This is a genomic window from Streptomyces sp. NPDC001068, from assembly GCF_042897315.1.
Classification (GTDB): Bacteria; Actinomycetota; Actinomycetes; order Streptomycetales; family Streptomycetaceae; genus Streptomyces.
Genome location: NZ_JBIAYD010000013.1, coordinates 324,112 through 341,895 on the forward strand (window position 1 = coordinate 324,112; position 17,784 = coordinate 341,895).

The following is a 17,784-nucleotide window of genomic DNA, read 5'->3' on the forward strand; positions in this document are numbered from 1 at the left end:
TCTCCGCGAAATGAGCCAGGCCTCAGGCGGCACGGAGCAGCAGCCGCGCAGCCACCCAGTTCACCCCGACCGGCTTCATCCTTCTAAGGAAGTCATCATGACCATCCCCGTACTCGTCACCGGGACCTCATCCGGGATCGGCCGGGCCGCAGCAGAGCGTCTCGCTCGCCGCACGGATCTGACCGTCTACGCAACCGCTCGTCGCCTGGACAGCATTCAGTCCCTTGCTCCGGCGGGCGCCCGTCTGCTGGAACTGGACGTCACCGACGAGGACTCCATGCGCAAGGCGGTCGCTTCCGTCGAGGCCGAGCACGGCCGGGTGGGCGCCCTCGTCAACAACGCCGGCTACGGCGAATACGGAACGATCGAGGAGACCGGCCTCGATGGCGTACGCCGCCAGTTCGAGACCAACGTCTTCGGCCTGGCCCGTCTGACACAACTCGTCCTGCCCGGCATGCGCGCCGCGGGAAGCGGCCGGATCGTCAATGTGGGTTCCATGGGGGGCCGCATGGTCTTCCCCGGCGGCGGTTATTACCACGCCAGCAAGTACGCCGTCGAGGCCCTCACCGACGCCCTGCGCTTCGAGACGGCTCCCTTCAACATCAAGGTGAGTCTCATCGAACCGGGCCTGATCCGCACCGCGTTCGGAGACACGGCCGCCCACACTCTTGCCGAGTCATCCCGGCACGGCAGTCCCTACAGCCGCCTCAACGCCGCGGTCGACGAGCAGATGGCCGCCTCGTACCGCTCCCGCCTTCTGTCGGCCGGCCCCGAGGCGGTCGCCAAGGCCATAGAACGTGCCCTCACGGCGACGCACCCCCGGACGCGCTACGTGGTCACTCCGGCCGCCAAGGCACTTGTCCACACTCGTCGGCTTCTGGGCGGACGCGTCTTCGACAGCTATCTGCGCATGCAGTTCGGTGGTGCACGGTGACCAGCGGCGGCCCGTTACGGGCGGCGAACGGGGGCCGCCGCCCCGCCGTTTTCGTTCGCGACTCGATGCCCGGCCCTGTGGCCCGGGGACCTCCGTCCTGCCTCTCATTCGCGCGGGGGAATAGCCGCGGTGCTAGTCCACCGCCCATCGCGTCACGCCGCCCGGCGACCGGCTCGACCTCGTCTTCCGTCTCGTCTTCCAACGGAGTATTACCAGGCTCCGAGTGATCTGCGCGGTCATGGAGTCCGCTGCCGCACGCCGGCTGGCCCCGCCCGCCACGCGATGAGTTCTCACGCCCCTCACCCGTGGCACCTGCATCTCCATTCCGATGGCAGCTGTCACGTGGCCACCGAGAAGATGACCGGCGCTCGCGGCCGGTCGACTGCGGCCCTTCAAACGGCGCTGCCGCCCGCAGTCACGGTCGCCGTCGTGGGGACGCGCATCCGGCCGCTCTCCGGGACGGGCGGTCCAGGTCCGGATTCGGCACGGTCGTCCATGGAGTTGATCACCGGGACCATGGCCGGTCCACCCCTCATGGACAAGGCTGTCCACCGGTAGGCGCCAGGCCGCCGGATCCGGTACGGGCCAGAGGTGCGGCGCGGACGGAGCGGCCCAGGACGGAGAGGCCCAAGTGACCGGTCTGGTGGTGCGCGTCGACGACGCGGGGCTCAGCGAGAGCGTGAACGAATCGATCCGTGAGGCTCTGCGCGGTCCCGCCGCGCGCAGTGTCTCGCTCATGGTTCCGGCCCCCGCCGCCGCTCACGCTGCCCGGATCCTGAAACCATTGCCCGCGGTCGTGCGTGGTCTGCACGTCACGCTCACCAGCGAGTGGGAACAGTACCGTTGGCGCCCGGTCCTTTCGGCCCGTGCCGTGCCCTCGCTCGTCGACACCGACGGTTTCCTGCCACGGACCGCCGAGGAACTGCACCGGCGCGGGGGAGTTGACCCGCGCGAGGCAAGAGCCGAGATCGAGGCGCAGCTCCTGCGGGCCCGAGAATGGGGATTCGACGTCCGCTACGTCGACGAGCACATGGGCGTCGGCTGGGTGCGCGGCGCGGGGGAGGCGATCCGTGCCGTCGCCGCCGCGCACGGCCTGATCGACGCCGACCGGACGGTCCCGCCGCTCGACGGCCCGCCGAACGAGGTACCGAACACCGACCGGCCAGGGGCCTGGCTGCCGGACGCCGTCCGAAAGGCCGGTCCCGGCCCGCGGGTTCTGATCACCCATCCGGGTCGCGACGACGGCGACCTGCGCGCCCTGCGCGGCATCGGCTTCCGCGACGGCGGGGTCGGCGCCCTCCGAGACGCGGACCGGCGGATGCTCGCCGACCACGCGCTGTGGACGGACGTCCGTGCCGCCGGCGCCGACCTCACCGACTACGTGGCTCTGGCGGCCGCGTTCTGACATCCCCGCCATCCGCCTTCTCGCAGAGGACATCCATGCCGCACAGACCCGATCCTGCCCGCTACGACACCATGACGTACCACCGGGCAGGCCACAGCGGTCTCCGACTCCCTGGCGTCTCCCTCGGTCTGTGGCACAACTTCGGGGTGAACACACCGTTCGAGACCCAACGCGCCATCATTCGCAGAGCCTTCGACCTCGGCATCACGCACTTCGACCTCGCGAACAACTACGGCCCCGAGCCGGGCGCCGCTGAGGAGTCGCTCGGCCGGATCGTCGCCGCCGACCTGCGCCCGCACCGTGACGAACTGATGATCTCGACCAAGGCGGGGTTCGACATGTGGCCCGGCCCCTACGGGGAATGGGGCTCGCGCAAGCACATGCTCGCCTCGCTCGACCAGAGCCTGCGGCGTACCGGCCTCGACCACGTCGACATCTTCTACTCGCACCGCCCCGATCCCGAGACCCCCGTCGAGGAGACCATGGGGGCGCTGGCCACCGCCGTGCACCAGGGCAAGGCGCTCCACGCGGGCGTGTCCAACTACTCTCCGGAGCAGACCAGGGCCGCCGCCCGTGCCCTCGCCGACCGCGGCGTGCCGCTGCTCGTGCACCAGCCCTCGTACTCGATCTTCAACCGATGGGTGGAAGAGGGGCTGCTCGACGCGCTCGAAGAACTCGGTGTCGGATCCGTCGCGTTCTCGCCACTGGCCCAGGGACTGCTGACCGACCGCTACCTGAAGGAGATCCCGGCCGGCTCCCGAGCAGCCGGCCCGAGCCCGTTTCTCTCCGCGACCCAGGTCAGGGATGAGACCCGGGTCAGGATCGCCGCACTGGACGCGATCGCCCGCGAACGCGGCCAGAGCCTGGCCCAGATGGCCATTGCCTGGGTACTGCGCGGCGGCAGGGTCACCTCCGCCCTCGTCGGTGCGAGCAGCGTGGCCCAGCTCGAGAACAACGTGGCCGCCCTCGGCAACACCTCCTTCACCGACGAGGAGCTCGCGGCGATCGGACGGCACGCCGACGCGCCCGCCGAGTGACTGGGCGGCCGACCCCGTCAGCCGACCCGGCGATCCGTCACACCCTCTCTCACCGGCGGCCATCGGTCACGATCCACCATGCTGCCCCACCGCCGGGAAACCTAGGCTCGAGGTGTCGATCATCAAGGAGAGACTTCATGACCGAGGTCCACCACGACGCGGCCGCACGTCCGTGGATGCCCGGCACCCCCGCCGGCTCCCACATCGTCCGTCTCGACGAGGAGAGGCGGCTTCGGTACCTGCACCGGGGCGCCCGGCTCACCCCGGAGCGGGCCGCGACCCTGCCGTACGTCACGGAGGTCGCCACCGACTTCGACGGCGAACACGCCGAGGAGTATCCGGCCGAGGCCGGCGCCCGCTTCGGGGTCCCGGACAGTGACCTGCACTGGGCCAACCCCGCTTGGGTACTGAACGAACCGGGCCGCCACAGCACCCAACCACGCAACCAGCTCGTCCTGGACTTCGGGCGGCCCGATGTCTCCGCGTGGGCGCACGACTGGCTCGACCGTCTGGTCCGCGACCACGGGGTGGACCAGCTGAGATGGATCATGAACGGTGCGGTGTACGCCGTCACCCATATCGCCAAAGAACCGGACGCCGGGCTGTGGCTCCCGCACGGTCCCTGCCCCCAGGGCTTGACGGGGGACCGCACCTCGAGAAGCCGGCGGGTCGACCCCCGGCTCGGCGGCGGCAACCGCGCCTTCGGCGTGCACCGGTCCGACCTGACGGAACACCTCGCCGGCCACCGCATCACCCGTGTGCTCGCCCGATTCGGCCGCGCCTTCGACATCCGCGGCCCCGAGAGATCCCGCAGTGCTGTGCACACCGACGACGGCGCAGTCCTGTCGTTCGAGACCGACCGCGAACGCTCGGCTCCCTCGTCGTCGGCCACGCGGGCGTCGGCCGCGAGAACCGCCTCGCGTTCCCCTTCGACGGCGTCCTCTCGGTGGAGCACGAGGACCCGGTTGGTTCGGTGACCGGTCGCGCACCGAGGCCGGCCTCGGGATCGCGCGCCCGACCTGGCCCCGCTGATCGTCGGCTGACAAGTCCGGCGCCCGGACCGCCTCTTCCCTCCCTCCGACACCCCGCCGGCGGAGCGCCTGCCGCGTCACGCGCGCACCGCGTCTGTGGACCGGCCTTCTTCCCAGGAGCGCACCACCGTGGATCTCACCAACGTCCAGCACAGCCCGATGGGGGCCCATGCCTCCTTCACGCTCGGCCATCCCGGTTCGAACGGCGGCCTCGGTCTCGGCCTCGCCGGTCCCGCCGGCCAGAACGTGTACATCGCCGTGGAGGACGCGCCCGGCTCCGGCAGCTTCGTCGCCCTGCCCTTCTTCGCCACCGACGACGGTGATCCCCTGGCGCGTTTCCAGGGCGGCGAAGACGGGCGCACCGCCGAGTCGACGGGCCCGCTCACCGCGCTGCCCGCCGACCGCGTCCGGCGCACCCTGGACGCGGTCACCGACCGCTGGACGGCCGGCCCGCTCGACTTCGCCGTCCACTCGCCGCTCGGGGCCCTGCCCGAACCCCCCTGCCCCGGAGATCCCGACGCCGGGCAACGCGACGCCGACCCGGAACTGCGGCTGGCTGTACTGCCCGCCGTACTGGCCGAGTTCACCGTCGACAACACCTCCGGCACCGCCCCGCTCCGTGCGTTCGTCGGCTATGCGGGGTCCGACCCGTACTCCGGCATGCGTCACCTGCAGGCACCGGGCCTCACCGGTGTCGGTGAAGGCATCCGCACGGCGATCGTCACCGATGCCCCGGACGCACGCACCGCGATCGGCTTCGACATCCCCTTCCTCCTCGGCGACGGACACTCCCAGCCGGCCGGATTCGGGCTCGGCCAGACGGGCCTGCTCGTCTTCGAGGTGCCGGCCGGACAACGCCGCACCCACCGGCTCGCGGTGTGCTTCCACGAAGCCGACCACGTCACCGCCCCCGAACGCTGCCGATACCTGTACAACCGCTACTACGCGGACCTGGACGCGGTGGCGTCTGCGGCGCTCGGCAACTTCGAGACACTGCTGGCCCGTTGGCGAAGGGCCGCCGACGACCTCGGCGCGACGTCGCTCAGCGAGGAGCGCGCCTGGATGCTGGCCCTCGCGATCCGCAGCTATTACGGCAGCAGCGAACTGCTGGAGGACGCCGAAGGGCGACCCGTCTGGGTCGTCAACGAGGGGGAGTTCCGGATGATGAACACCCTCGACCTCACCGTCGACCAGTCATTCTTCGAGGTCCGCCAGCACCCTTGGACGCTGCGCAACGTTGTGGACCGGCAGTTGGAGCTGTACAGCTACAGCGACCGGTACGGCATCAGCTTCACCCACGACATGGGTGTCGCCAACGTCTGGTCACCACCCGGAAGTTCCTCCTACGAACGCCCCGGCCTCACCGACTGCTTCTCCTATATGACGGGCGAGCAACTACTCAACTGGGTGCTGGCCGCCGCTGTCTACACCGGCACCGGGGACATCGAATGGTGCACCCGACGGGCCTCGGCGCTGCGCGACTGCCTGGACAGCATGCTCGCCCGCGACCCAGGCGCCACCGGCGTGCAGACCGTCGACTCCGACCGCGTGGCGGGCGGCGCAGAGATCACCACCTACGACAGCCTCGACACCTCGCTCGGACAAGCCCGTTCCAGTACGTACATGGCCGTCAAGGGCTGGGCCGCCTACCGGTGGCTGGAGCGCGCGCTTCGCGCGCTCGGCGACACCCCCGCGGCCGAGGAGGCCCGCTTCCGGGCCGACCGCGCGGTCAAGACGCTGACCGCGGCGGTCGGCGCGGACGGCACCCTGCCCGCGCTGCTGGACGATCCGGAGGGGGCCCGGATCATCCCGGTGGTGGAGGGCCTCGCCCTGGCCCACCTGACCGGAACCGACATCCGGTCCGAACCCCGGCTGGCCGCCGTCCTGCGCGACCATCTTCGGGCCGTACTGGACTCGGGCCGCTGCCGCTTCGACGACGGCGGCTGGAAGCTCTCCCAGACCAGCGACAACTCGTGGCTGTCGAAGATCTACCTGTGCCAGTTCGCCGCCCGTGCCCTGCTCGGTCTGCCCGACGACGAGGACATGGCCGCGGCGGACCGCGCGCATGCCGCGTGGCTGCGTCATCCCACCGAGTCGCGCTGGTCCTGGAGCGACCAGATGATCGCCGGTGTGGCCGCCGGCAGCCGTTACTACCCGCGTGGTGTCACGGCCGTCGTCTGGCTCTCGGAGCGCTGAACACCGGTGCCCGCCGGCACACCATCGTCCATGTGGCCGCGCCCATTCGTCATGGGAGGACGTCCGGGGCGCGGCCATCCTGGACAGCGGAACACCGACGGGCCCCGTAGGCCGCCCGGCACACCGACCCGGGGCGGTCGCAGCCGCGCACGCCCGTCTCCCGCCTCACTCCGAGTCCATGAACCGAGGGAGCCGACCAGTGAACCTCTTCCGCCGAGCCGCCGGACTTCGCACCGGTCTGACCGCCGCCGCCTTCGCGGGCCTCCTGCTCGCGGGCGCGGCCACCACCCCGGCACAGGCCGCCACCCAGCAGAACTGCGACGTCGAGGGCACCGTCATGTACGGCAAGTACTACGCGCACAACAGCGAATGGGGAAACACCTACAACGGCTGGGGCTACGGCAACCAGTGCGTCTCCCACGACGACGCTCAGGGCGGCAGCAACTGGGCGTCGAGCTTCAACTGGTACAACAACGGGTCGATCTCGGACGACGAGTGGCACATCAAGGCCTTCCCCTCGGTCGTGAGCGGCTGGCAGTGGGGATACGCCAACCCCGACCACGGAGGCTTCCCGGTACGCCTGGGCGACGAGCACGAGATCCTGACCAGCTGGGACTTCTCCGTGAACGCGAGCGACTGGAAGGGCGACTCGATCTACGACATGTGGATCGACCCCTCCCAGAACCCGACCGGCCAGCCGCAGAACGAGGTGATGGTCTTCCTCAACTACAGCGACGGCACGATTCCCTCCTCCGCCGACAAGGTCGCCACCGTCGACCTGGGCGGTGCCGGCTGGGACGTCTACCGCAGCTACGGCACATGGCAGGTCATCAGCTTCGTGCGGACCCAGCAGACCTCCAGCGTCAGCAACCTGAGCCTGCGTGACTTCATGGACTACTCGGCGAACGTCGGCTGGCTCGACCGGAACCTCTACCTCGTCAGCGTCCAGGCAGGCCACGAGATCTGGCGCGGTTCGGGCACGACCACGACCTCGAACTACGCCGTCGACGTCTACTGACGTCCGCGACGGCGCCAAGGCCGCCGTCCGCCGTGCACGCGGGCGGCGGCCTCGGCGCGCGCCGGCTCAGAGGCCGACGAGCCGCAGCAGGGTCTGCACGGCCGGCCCGTCGCACCGCTGCGCCGCCGCCAGCGGATCCTGCCGGAAGACCTGCGGAGCGAGACCGTGGGTGGCGCGGAAGCGCCGCGAGAAGTGCAGTGGATCGGCGAACCCGCAGGCCCGTGCTACCTGAGAGACATTCAGATCGCCCGCGAGCAGCAGGGTTTCGGCGCGGGCGAGCCTGACCTGCTCCAGGGCGGTGACGGCACCGATGCCGAAGTGCGCCTGGAACATCCGGGCGAAATGCCCCCGGGACACGGACGCGGCGCCCGCCAGTTCCGCGAGAGTCAGCGGACGCGGCCCCAGGCTCCAGGCCTCGCGGACGTATCCGAGGGCCGCGGCGAGTTCGGGTCTGGCCCTGGCGAGCCCGGCCCTCGCCAGGTCCGTGGCGTTTTCCTCGGCGTACCCCCCGGGGACGGAGTCGGACGCGCGCACCGTGAGCACGGGCGGACGGCCGGGGAGGCTCCCGGCAGGTGTGCGCGGTGCCGGTTCGCCCACCGGCTCAGCGCCGCTCGGGCCCGCCTGCGTGCCGCCCTCCAGCAGGAGCGACAGCACCATCCACAGAGACTGCGCGGCCATCTCCTGCCAGCGTCCGGTGCGGGCCCTGCCCAGCCACAGCAGGTAGTCCAGAAGCACCGGCGAGGGATCGGGGGAGCGCGGCAGCCGGACCCAGGGCTGCGCCTGCTCCGGCGGAGTGCCGGGCCAGCAGAACGCCACTTCTCCGAGCGTGCCGGTGGCCGACGCCGCCTCGATCCAGTCCATGCGGTGGGGAGGCACCAGGGCCACGGCGCCCGCCGGGAGCAGCGGCCGGTGATCGACGTCGGCCGGGCCGGCCGACCGTGGCGGCTGCGCCGTCCCGATCGACCAGACCAGCCGCCACACCCGCTCTCCCGCGGGAGGGGAGCCGCCCTCGGCTCCCCGCGAGGTCCGGAAGCGCTTCTGGCCGGTCTCCGCGGCCGTGCGGGGGCCGACGTGGAACGGCCTGCCGTGGGCGAACCGTTCGGGCTGCCTCGGCCGATCCGCCGGGTGCCTGGTGCGCGGGTCACGGGCCGGTCGAACACCCGGGCCGGACTTGAGGATCGGCAGGGCGACGGCCCGGCCGGCCGTGACCCGGGCCGGCGCCGGTGCTGCTGGGACCATGGACACGTGATACCTCCCAAACCCGGACCCGTTCACGGGCTGCGCGGCTGATTTCGGGGAGGGCCGGCCCGTGCTCGACTGCCGGCGGCCCGCGGCACCTTCCGGTGTCGACGCTCGCCAACTCTGGCACGGTCACGCCGTGTTCGGCTCACCCGATGAAGGAAAAGTTTCGGTAACGTTGCCGACGGGAGTCTAGGAGCCCCGTTGGGGACGGTCAACATCCGTGCGACGCTGAGCGGCATTCGTCGCGCCGACCGCGGCGCGGGACGACAGGTCCACGGGGACGGGCGATCCCGGCGCGCCCACAGGAGAGGAACTGCCACATGACAGACGACACGCCGAGCACCGGCCGGGCGGGCCGGACTACCCTCGCCGCGGTCGCGGCGGACGCGGGAGTCTCGGTGGCCACCGTCTCCAAGGTCCTCAACGGACGCGGTGACATCTCCGCCCAGACCCGGAGCAAAGTCCAGAGCCTCCTGGTCCGCCACGGCTACCAGCCGGCGTCGACCCGGCGACGCGTCGGCATCGTCGACATGCTGATCGACAACATGTCCAGCTCGTGGTCGGCGGAGCTGGCCCGCGGCGCCGTCGAAGCCGCAGCCGAGCACGCGGTCAGCGTGGCCATCACGACCCGGCAGCTGCGCGGGACGGCGGAGTCCGGCTGGATCGACCAGGTGCTGCGGCGCGGCACCGACGGGCTGATCGTCGTGCTCGACTCACTCACCGTGGCCGAGCGCGAACTGCTGGACGCGGGCATCCCGTGCGTCCTGCTGGACCCCGTGGGCGAACCGCAGCCCGGATTCCACATGGTGGGCGCGACCAACTGGCAGGGCGGACTGGACGCCACGCTGCACCTGGTCGAACTGGGACACCGGGCCATCGCCTGTCTGGGCGGTCCGCCGGAGCACTGGTGTGCCAGGGCGCGCCTCGACGGGTACTACGCGGCGCTCGCCCGCAACGGCGTGCCGGTCCTGCCCGAGCTGGTGCGCACCGGGGAGTTCCAGGAGGAATCGGGGCACCGCCTCATGTCCGAACTGCTGGACCTGCCCGAGCCGCCCACCGCGGTGTTCGCCTGCGACGACGTGCTGGCCATGGGTGCGATCAAGGCGGCCGCCGAGCACGGCCTGGCCGTCCCGCACGACCTGAGCGTGGTCGGCTTCGACGACGTGCCCTTCACGCAGTGGACGGCGCCGCCCCTGACGACGGTGCGTCAGCCGCTCGCCGCGATGGCCGAGACGGCGGTGCGCATCCTCATGCAGCGCGACCGTACCTCCTCGGAACCCCAGCGGATGGAACTGGCGACCAAGCTCATCGTGCGGGGGAGCACCGCACCGCCGGCCGGCTGAGCGCGTCTCCCACGGTCCTGCCGACTCGGTCTCGGCGGCTGCGACTTGACGGAACGTGACATGGACGATCGTCCGCCGGCGGCACGATCCGCCAGCCGTCACGGCCTCTCACCGGATTGATTTTCGGAAACAAGGCGAAACCTGTGCGCGATGCCTTGACAGGCAGGGGCGGCCGGGCGGAGCCTCACTGCCGTCGAGATCACACGCTGACCGGCGGACACCTCTCCGGACATGGCTGCACGGAGCCGTCTCCGCCGCACCCGTCCACCCGCAGAACTCTTTCGGCCCCACGCCGAAACCAGCTCGGCACCGTCGGCACCGCTGGTTCGGACGGGCCGGTGATGCCGGTCCTGCGCACCTCACGCCGCACCCGGACGCCTCCGGGACACGGCAGGCAGGGAAGGAACACGATGTCCATACAACCGGTCGCCACCGAACGAGAACCGATCGGCACCGAGCGGTCCGCGAAGGGCCGCCGACGGCCCGGCCACCCGGCGACATCACTCGCCGCCCGCATGTGGCGGGCGCGGATGATGTACCTGATGATGCTGCCCGGCCTGCTGTACTTCGTGGTCTTCCGCTATGTCCCGCTGCTGGGCAACGTCGCGGCGTTCCAGGACTACTCGCCCTTCCTCGGCTTCTCCGGGAGCCAGTGGGTCGGGTTCCACAACTTCACCTCGATGTTCAGCGACCCGCAGCTGATCACCGCGGCACAGAACACCGTCGTCCTGAGCTTCCTCCAGATCGTCTTCGCCTTCCCCGCGCCGATCGCCCTGGCGATCCTGCTCAACAGCCTCATGAGCGAACGGATCAAGCGCTGGGTCCAGGCCGTGGTCTACCTGCCGCACTTCATCAGCTGGGTGATCGTCATCGCGATCTTCCAGCAACTCCTCGGCGGTGACGGCCTGCTGACCGACCTGATGACCACTCACGGGACGCAGTCGCTCGCGATCATGAACGATCCGCACTGGTTCAAGTCCCTGATCACGGCGCAGGTGATCTGGAAGGAGACCGGCTGGAACACCATCATCTTCCTGGCCGCGATCACCCGTATCGACTCCCAGCTCTACGAATCTGCGGCCGCCGACGGCGCCGGACCCTGGCGGCGCATGTGGCACGTCACGCTGCCCGGCCTGCGGGCCGTCCTCGTCCTGATGCTGATCCTGCGCCTGGGCAACGTCCTGACCGTCGGTTTCGAGCAGATCCTGCTCCAGCAGAAGACCGTCGGCGCCGCCACCGCACAGGTCCTGGACACCTTCGTCTACACCCGGGGCGTCGTCGGCGGCGACTGGGGGCTCGCCACCGCGGCCGGCCTTCTCAAGGGGGCCATCTGCACCGTCCTCGTCGTCGTCGCCAACAAACTCGTCAAGCGCACCGGTTCGGAAGGGGCCTTCTGATGGCCGGCACCACGACACGCCCCCGCCCGGCGGCCACCGTCCCGCAGACCGACAAGCCCCGCCGCACCACGCGTCCGCGACGCGGTGGCGCCGAACGCCCCGCCTGGTCCGAGCGGCCCTCGCTGCCCGCGGCGATCGCCAAGGGCCTCGTCCTGGCCGTGATATGCCTGGTCGTGCTCTACCCGATGGTCTACATCCTGGCCGTCAGCCTCAGCGACCAGAACGACGTATCGGGCAACGGCCTGCTCCCGTGGCCCAAGCACTGGTCGCTGGAGTCCTACCAGACCATCCTGGCGGGCGGGCTGGTCACCCGGGCGCTGATCGTCAGCATCCTGGTCACCGCCGTCGGCACGGTCGTGTCGATGGCGCTGACCGTGCTCACCGCCTACTCGCTGTCCCGCACCCGCGACGTTCCGGGATCCCGTTTCGTCCTCTGGCTCGTCCTCGGGACGATGTTCTTCAGCGCCGGCATCATCCCCAACTACCTTCTGGTGAAGCAGTTGGGCATGCTCGACAGCTACTGGTCGCTGATCATCCCGAACGCCGTCAACGCCTTCAACCTCGTCGTGGTCCGGAACGCGTTCATGGACCTGCCCGCCGAGCTCTTCGACTCGGCGCGCATCGACGGCGCGAGCGAATGGCAGATCCTCTGGCGGATCGTGCTGCCCCTCTCCAAGGCCGTGATCGCCGTGGTCTCGCTGTTCTACGCCGTCGCGCTCTGGAGCGACTTCTTCAGCGCCATGATCTATCTCAACGACACGGCCAAGTGGCCGATCCAGCTGGTGCTGCGCCAGTTCGTGCTCCAGGGCGAGTCGATGACGCAACTGGCGTCCAACCCGAACCAGCCGCTGCCGCAGCCGCAGACCCTGCAGATGGCGATCACCGTCGTGGCGACCTTGCCGATCCTGATCGTCTATCCGTTCGTGCAGCGTTTCTTCACCAAGGGAATCCTCGTCGGCGCGGTCAAGGGCTGAGCCCGACCACGCCCCTCGCAGGCCCCGGATCTCCCGCACTCCACGACGCAGCCCACCCGGCGGCGAGGTCCGGCATGCGCCGAACCGCTCACGTCCGCCCATCCGCTCACCGACCACGAAGGACCACGCGCATGAGACTGCCGAACGTACCCTCCGCGTCCTCCGGACCCTCCCGTCGCGCCGTGCTCACCGGCGCGCTCGGCATCGGTGCCGGACTCACCCTCAGCGCCTGCGGCAGCGGTGGCGGTGGCACGAGCCACGCCCCCGGCGAGGCGTTCAGAACCCCGGCCGCCGGCCCGTCCCCCAGCCCGATCCCGGGCGAGCACCGCGTCCCCGTCGTCGGGGTCCCCGCCGCGTACGACCGTTACCCCTCGGCCGCCGAGCAGTTCACCTCGGTCGCCAAGGCCCCGGGCCGCGGCGGCACGATGACGGCGCTGACGCAACTCGCCACCACCCAGCCCCCCGGCCACGGCAGCAACCGCTGGTGGCAGGAGCTGGAGAAGCGGCTCGGCGTCACCTGGAAGCCGACCCTCGTCGGCGGCGCAGACATCGGCGACCGCGCCCAGACCATCATCGCCAGCGGCGACATGCCCGACCTGTTCAACGTGAACCACTACTACTCGCCGGCGATCGACCGCAGCGTCAAGCAGGGCGCGTTCACCGAACTCTCCGACTACGTCGGCGGGAAGGCCATCCTCGACTACCCGAACCTCGCCCGGCTGCCCGCATGGGCCTGGCGCAACAGCTCCATCAACGGGGGCATATTCGGCGTGCCCCGTCCGACCCCGCTCGTCAACAACGTCGCCTTCTACCGCGAGGACTGGCGCAAGAAGCTCGGTATGGACATGCCGAAGAACGCCGACGACGTGTACACGCTGCTCACCGCGTTCACCAAGTCCCACCCGGCCGGCTCCGGCGGCAAGACGTGGGGCCTCTCCGACCTGAACAGCGGCTTCTTCGCCGCGATGTACCGCGTACCGTCCACCTGGCGTCTGCAGAAGAGCGGCAGGCTCGTCAAGGATCACGAGACCGACGAGTGGGAGGCGATGCTCGCGTACATGCGCAAGCTCTGGATCGGCGGCGCCTTCCACCCCGACGCCCCCACCATGCCCTGGGACCAGCAGCGCCAGAAGTTCCTGGACGGCTCGATCGGCATGCACGCGGAAGGCTTCAACGGCATGGTCGCCGTCGGCGGCGACCTCGGTGTCATCCAGCGCAACAGCCCCGGCGCCGACCTCCAGCCGATGCTGCCGCCCGGCTTCGACGGAGGCAAGCCGCTGATCTCCCAGGACACCGGCTACTGGGGGTACTACAGCATTCCCTCGAAGCTGAGCGGCGACAAGGACAAGGTCCGCGAGATCCTGCGGGTGTGCGACTACTTCGCGGCTCCGTTCGGCAGCAAGGAGTACACCTTCGTCAACTACGGCGTCGAGAACTACCACTTCACCTACACCCAGGACGGATCCCCGAAGCCGACCACCGACGCGCACCGGCTGTCCGAGCTGAGCATGGCCTACATGTGCCAGCCCTCCGAACTCAACTTCTTCTTCGCCGGCCGGCCCGCCCAGGTCGCCCGGGACGCCCAGTCCTTCCTGAACGACGCCATGCCGGTCAGTGAGCCCAACCCGGTGGTCAACCTCTACTCCGAGACCTCCATCTCCAAGACCCCCGTGCTCAAGCAGATCATCGACGACCTCATGATCGCCGTCGTCACCGGTCGCAAGCCCATCGGTGCCCTCGCCGAAGCACGCAGCGACTGGAAGAAGCAGGGCGGCGACCAGATGCGCGACGAGTACGAGAAGGCCCTGGCCAAGAAGAGCTGACCCCCGGCCGCACCGCACGCAGCCCGCACATCCCCTCGCAGGAGTCAATACCGTGACCATCAGCATCGGCGTCGTCGGCGCCGGGCAGTTCGCCCGCGCGTTCATCCCCCTCTTCCAGGCCCACCCCGGCGTCCACGACGTCCGCCTCACCGAGGCCTTGCCCGAGCGCCTGGCGAGCGAGGCCGCGCGCCACTCCGTCGCCACCACCTACGCGTCCTACGAGGACATGCTGTCCTCGGACGTCGACGCCGTCGCCGTCTTCACGCAGCGCTGGACGCACGGCCCGCTCGTCGTCCAGGCCCTGGAGGCGGGCAAACACGTCTACTCCAGCGTTCCGATGGCCGTCTCCGAGCAGGAGATCGAAGCCATCGTCGACGCGGTGCGCCGCACCGGGCTCACCTACATGATGGGCGAGACCAGCTACTACAACCCGGCCGCCGTGTACTGCCGGGGGCGCCGGGCCGAGGGCGCGTTCGGCGACATCTTCTACGCCGAGGGCGACTACGTCCACGACATGGACCTCGGCTTCTACGACGCCTACCGCTTCAGCGGCGGCGACCGCTGGAAGGAGACCGCGAGCTTCCCGCCCATGTACTACCCGACCCACGCCCTGGGCGGAGTGCTGGCGGTCACCGGCTCGCACGTCACGTCGGTGTCCTGCCTCGGCGTGAGCGACACCCGCGGCGACGGCGTCTTCGACCGCGAGGTCAGCCGCTGGGGCAACGACTTCTCCAACGCCACCGCCCTGTTCCGTACCGCCGACGGCGGCGTCGTACGCACCAACGAGATGCGCCGTGTCGGCTACCCCTCGCCGATGCGCGAATCCCGGTTCCGGTTCTTCGGCACCGAGGGCAGCTTCGAGCAGCTCGCCACCAGCACCCTGTGGCAGGACCGCGGAAAGGCGGAGGACATCGAGGAGTTGATGCGTACGGTCCCGACCGCCCGTCTGGACGACGCCTCGCTCGCCGACATCGACCCGTCGCTGCGCGACGCGTTCGTCAGCGGTTTCGCGCCCGTCCACGACACCGGCCGGCTGCCCGCCGAGTTCGCCGGACGTCCCAACGGCCATGAGGGCTCCCACCAGTTCCTCGCCGACGACTTCGTCTCCGCCTGCCTGAGCGGGAACCTGCCGCCGGTCAACGCCTGGACCGCCGCGCGCTACACGCTCCCCGGGCTGGTCGCGCACCGCTCCGCCCTCGAAGGCGGCGCACAGCTGCACGTCCGGGACTTCGGAGACGCTCCGGCCTGATCCGTCGGGCCTCTGCCTCCGGCCGGCCCCCGGCCGTCCTCCCCGGTCGGCGGCCGTCCGTCCGCCACCACCGTCACCCAGACCCGCGTCGCCACCGCACCCGAGGAGACACCGACTTGACCGCGACCACCCCGCTGGCCGTCCAGCTCTACGGCCTCGACAAGGCCATGACCGCCGACCGGCGCGGCACCCTGCGCCGCCTCGCCGAGATGGGATACCCCGGCGTCGAGCCGTACGACGTACTCGGCGACCCCCACGGACTGCGCGCGGAACTCGACGAGTTCGGCCTGAAGGCGTGCAGCGCGCATGCCTGGGTCACGGGCGAGCGGCAGACCGAGATCTTCCGGGCGCTCACCGTCGTCGGCACCGACACCGCGATCCTGCCGTACGTGGCCCCGGAACGCTTCGCCGACCGGGAGTCGATCGCCGCGGTGGCGGCCGAGATCAACGCGGCCGCCCGTGCCGCCGCCGACCACGGTCTGCGGATCGGCTACCACAACCACGACTTCGAGCTCTCCACCCTGCACGGCGGCCGGCCGGCGCTGGAGATCCTGGCCGATCTCCTCGACACCGACGTGCTGCTGGAGGTGGACACCTACTGGGCCGCGACCGGCGGCCAGGACGTCCCCGGCCTGCTGCGCCGCCTCGGCGACCGCGTGCGCCACCTCCACGTCAAGGATGGTCCCGTCAACAAGGAGGACCCGCAGGTGGCCGTCGGCAGCGGACGGATGCCGGTACCGGAGATCCTCGCCGCCGCGCCCGCCGTGGAGTGGCACATCGTCGAGCTCGACCAGTGCGCGACCGATCTCTTCGACGCGATGGCGCAGAGCCTCGCCTACCTGACCTCGGACGGTGTCCGGTGAACCAGCACCGCCGCGACCGCAGCGGCCCGATGGGCGTGGCCGTCATCGGGTGCGGCGTCATCAGCGACCAGTACCTCACCACTCTCACGGCCTTCCCCGACCTGCGCGTCCTGATCTGCGCCGATCTTGACGAGGAACGGGCACGCGCTCAGGCCGAGCGGTACGGCGTTCCGGCCTCGGGAGGCGTCGCCGAAGCGCTCGGCCACCCCGACGTCGAACTGGTCGTGAATCTCACGGTCCCGGCCGCGCACGCCGAGGTCGCACGCGCGGCGGTCGCCGCCGGCCGACACGTGTGGAACGAGAAGCCGCTCACCGGCGACACCGACAGCGCCCGTGAGCTGCTGGAGGCCGCCGCCGCGACAGGTGTGCGGGTCGGCGGCGCCCCCGACACGTTCCTCGGCGCGGGTGTGCAGACGTCACTGCGGCTGATCCGCCAGGACGCGATCGGCGCTCCCCTCTCGGCGCTGAGCCTGATGCAGACCGCCGGCCCCGAATCCTGGCATCCCAGCCCGGAGTTCCTGTTCCGGGCCGGCGGCGGCCCGCTCTTCGACATGGGCCCCTACTACCTGACCGCCTTGGTCAACGTCTTCGGACCGGTGCACCGGGTGAGCGCGGTCGCCACCCGTTCCCGGGAACGCCGGGTCATCGGCTCCGGGCCGCGGGCGGGAACCGACTTCGAGGTCACCGTGCCGACCCATGTCTCGGCCCTGCTCGAGTTCGGCGGTTCCCGCTCCGCCACCGCCGTGTTCAGTTTCGAGTCGCCGCAGCTCCGGCTCGGATTCGTGGAGATCACCGGCATGGACGCCACGCTGGTCATGCCCGACCCGAACCACTTCGACGGCGCCACCCGCATCGAGGACGGAGGCCCGAGCCGTCAGGAGAAGGCGGCCGGCGCGGTGGCGGGAAGGGGGATCGGCGTGGTGGACATGGCGCGCTCGATCCGGGCGGGTGTGCCGCACCGGGCCTCGGGTGAACTCGCCCTGCACGTCCTCGACGTGATGGAGGCGATCAGCACCGCGGCGGACGCCTCCCAGCCGGTGGTCGTGGAGAGCCGCTGCCAGGCCCCGGAGCCGCTGCCCGAGGACTGGGACCCGTACGCCGGAACCCTGATCCCCTGAGCACCACAGGACCCGGCCCCGGCCCCCGGGGGGGGGCCCCCCCCCCCCCGGGGCCCCCCCCCCCCGGGGGCGCGCCCCGCCCCCCCCCCCCCCCCCCCCCCCCCCCCCCCCCCCCCCCCCGGCCCCCCCCCCCCCCCCCCCCCCCCCCCCCCCC

14 protein-coding genes are annotated in these 17,784 nt (G+C 70.8%); 13 read left to right on the forward strand and 1 reads right to left on the reverse strand.

Annotated elements, in window-relative coordinates; translation table 11 throughout:
• Positions 1-97 precede the first annotated feature (97 nt).
• From ACFY3I_RS34300 to ACFY3I_RS34325, 6 genes are all read left to right on the forward strand, one after another.
• Positions 98-934, forward strand: coding sequence for an oxidoreductase (locus ACFY3I_RS34300; RefSeq protein ID WP_390864900.1), 837 nt, complete (start codon positions 98-100; stop codon positions 932-934).
• 631 nt (positions 935-1,565) lie between these two features.
• Positions 1,566-2,339 (forward strand): ChbG/HpnK family deacetylase, encoded by a 774-nt coding sequence (locus tag ACFY3I_RS34305; RefSeq protein WP_390864901.1) that lies wholly within the window; start codon positions 1,566-1,568, stop codon positions 2,337-2,339.
• Between the two features lie 35 nt (positions 2,340-2,374).
• A complete protein-coding gene (locus ACFY3I_RS34310) occupies positions 2,375-3,376 on the forward strand; it encodes an aldo/keto reductase (protein WP_390864902.1) in 1,002 nt (333 codons plus the stop codon).
• A 137-nt stretch (positions 3,377-3,513) separates the two neighbouring features.
• On the forward strand, positions 3,514-4,353 hold the full coding sequence (locus ACFY3I_RS34315; RefSeq protein ID WP_390864903.1) for an alpha-galactosidase: 840 nt from the start codon (positions 3,514-3,516) through the stop codon (positions 4,351-4,353).
• Positions 4,354-4,536: 183 nt separating this feature from the next.
• Positions 4,537-6,603, forward strand: coding sequence for a glycoside hydrolase family 52 protein (locus tag ACFY3I_RS34320; protein WP_390864904.1), 2,067 nt, complete (start codon positions 4,537-4,539; stop codon positions 6,601-6,603).
• Positions 6,604-6,802: 199 nt separating this feature from the next.
• Positions 6,803-7,621, forward strand: coding sequence for a hypothetical protein (locus ACFY3I_RS34325; protein WP_390864905.1), 819 nt, complete (start codon positions 6,803-6,805; stop codon positions 7,619-7,621).
• 66 nt (positions 7,622-7,687) lie between these two features.
• Here ACFY3I_RS34325 and ACFY3I_RS34330 read toward each other — a convergent pair whose 3' ends face one another.
• On the reverse strand, positions 7,688-8,860 hold the full coding sequence (locus tag ACFY3I_RS34330; RefSeq protein ID WP_390864906.1) for a helix-turn-helix transcriptional regulator: 1,173 nt from the start codon (positions 8,858-8,860) through the stop codon (positions 7,688-7,690).
• A gap of 323 nt (positions 8,861-9,183) precedes the next feature.
• Between ACFY3I_RS34330 and ACFY3I_RS34335 the strand changes: the two genes are divergently transcribed.
• The 7 genes from ACFY3I_RS34335 (at position 9,184) to ACFY3I_RS34365 (ending at position 17,630) form a co-directional block, all read left to right on the forward strand.
• Positions 9,184-10,206 carry a LacI family DNA-binding transcriptional regulator gene (locus ACFY3I_RS34335; protein WP_390864907.1) on the forward strand — a complete coding sequence of 341 codons (1,023 nt, stop codon included), beginning with the start codon at positions 9,184-9,186 and terminating at the stop codon, positions 10,204-10,206.
• Between the two features lie 410 nt (positions 10,207-10,616).
• Entirely contained in the window at positions 10,617-11,603 is a 987-nt protein-coding gene (locus ACFY3I_RS34340) for an ABC transporter permease (protein ID WP_390864908.1), read from the forward strand.
• Complete coding sequence (locus ACFY3I_RS34345; protein ID WP_390864909.1) at positions 11,603-12,577, forward strand: carbohydrate ABC transporter permease; 975 nt, start codon at positions 11,603-11,605, stop codon at positions 12,575-12,577. Before ACFY3I_RS34340 ends, ACFY3I_RS34345 begins: the two co-directional genes overlap by 1 nt.
• Positions 12,578-12,708: 131 nt before the next feature.
• Positions 12,709-14,400: an extracellular solute-binding protein gene (locus tag ACFY3I_RS34350; RefSeq protein ID WP_390864910.1), complete on the forward strand. Its 1,692-nt coding sequence runs from the start codon at positions 12,709-12,711 to the stop codon at positions 14,398-14,400.
• A 52-nt stretch (positions 14,401-14,452) separates the two neighbouring features.
• The gene (locus tag ACFY3I_RS34355; protein WP_390864911.1) at positions 14,453-15,649 is read left to right on the forward strand and encodes a Gfo/Idh/MocA family protein; all 1,197 of its coding nucleotides are present in this window, start codon (positions 14,453-14,455) and stop codon (positions 15,647-15,649) included.
• A gap of 116 nt (positions 15,650-15,765) precedes the next feature.
• On the forward strand, positions 15,766-16,512 hold the full coding sequence (locus ACFY3I_RS34360; protein WP_390864912.1) for a sugar phosphate isomerase/epimerase family protein: 747 nt from the start codon (positions 15,766-15,768) through the stop codon (positions 16,510-16,512).
• Positions 16,509-17,630 (forward strand): Gfo/Idh/MocA family protein, encoded by a 1,122-nt coding sequence (locus tag ACFY3I_RS34365; RefSeq protein WP_390864913.1) that lies wholly within the window; start codon positions 16,509-16,511, stop codon positions 17,628-17,630. Before ACFY3I_RS34360 ends, ACFY3I_RS34365 begins: the two co-directional genes overlap by 4 nt.
• Positions 17,631-17,784: the final 154 nt, after the last annotated feature.

Coding starts and splice junctions, on each gene's coding strand:
- ACFY3I_RS34310 (WP_390864902.1), top strand. CDS start 2,375: ATGCCGCACAGACCCGATCCTGCCCGCTACGACACCATGACGTACCAC.
- ACFY3I_RS34300 (WP_390864900.1), top strand. CDS start 98: ATGACCATCCCCGTACTCGTCACCGGGACCTCATCCGGGATCGGCCGG.
- ACFY3I_RS34345 (WP_390864909.1), top strand. CDS start 11,603: ATGGCCGGCACCACGACACGCCCCCGCCCGGCGGCCACCGTCCCGCAG.
- ACFY3I_RS34340 (WP_390864908.1), top strand. CDS start 10,617: ATGTCCATACAACCGGTCGCCACCGAACGAGAACCGATCGGCACCGAG.
- ACFY3I_RS34350 (WP_390864910.1), top strand. CDS start 12,709: ATGAGACTGCCGAACGTACCCTCCGCGTCCTCCGGACCCTCCCGTCGC.
- ACFY3I_RS34330 (WP_390864906.1), bottom strand. CDS start 8,860: ATGGTCCCAGCAGCACCGGCGCCGGCCCGGGTCACGGCCGGCCGGGCC.
- ACFY3I_RS34335 (WP_390864907.1), top strand. CDS start 9,184: ATGACAGACGACACGCCGAGCACCGGCCGGGCGGGCCGGACTACCCTC.
- ACFY3I_RS34315 (WP_390864903.1), top strand. CDS start 3,514: ATGACCGAGGTCCACCACGACGCGGCCGCACGTCCGTGGATGCCCGGC.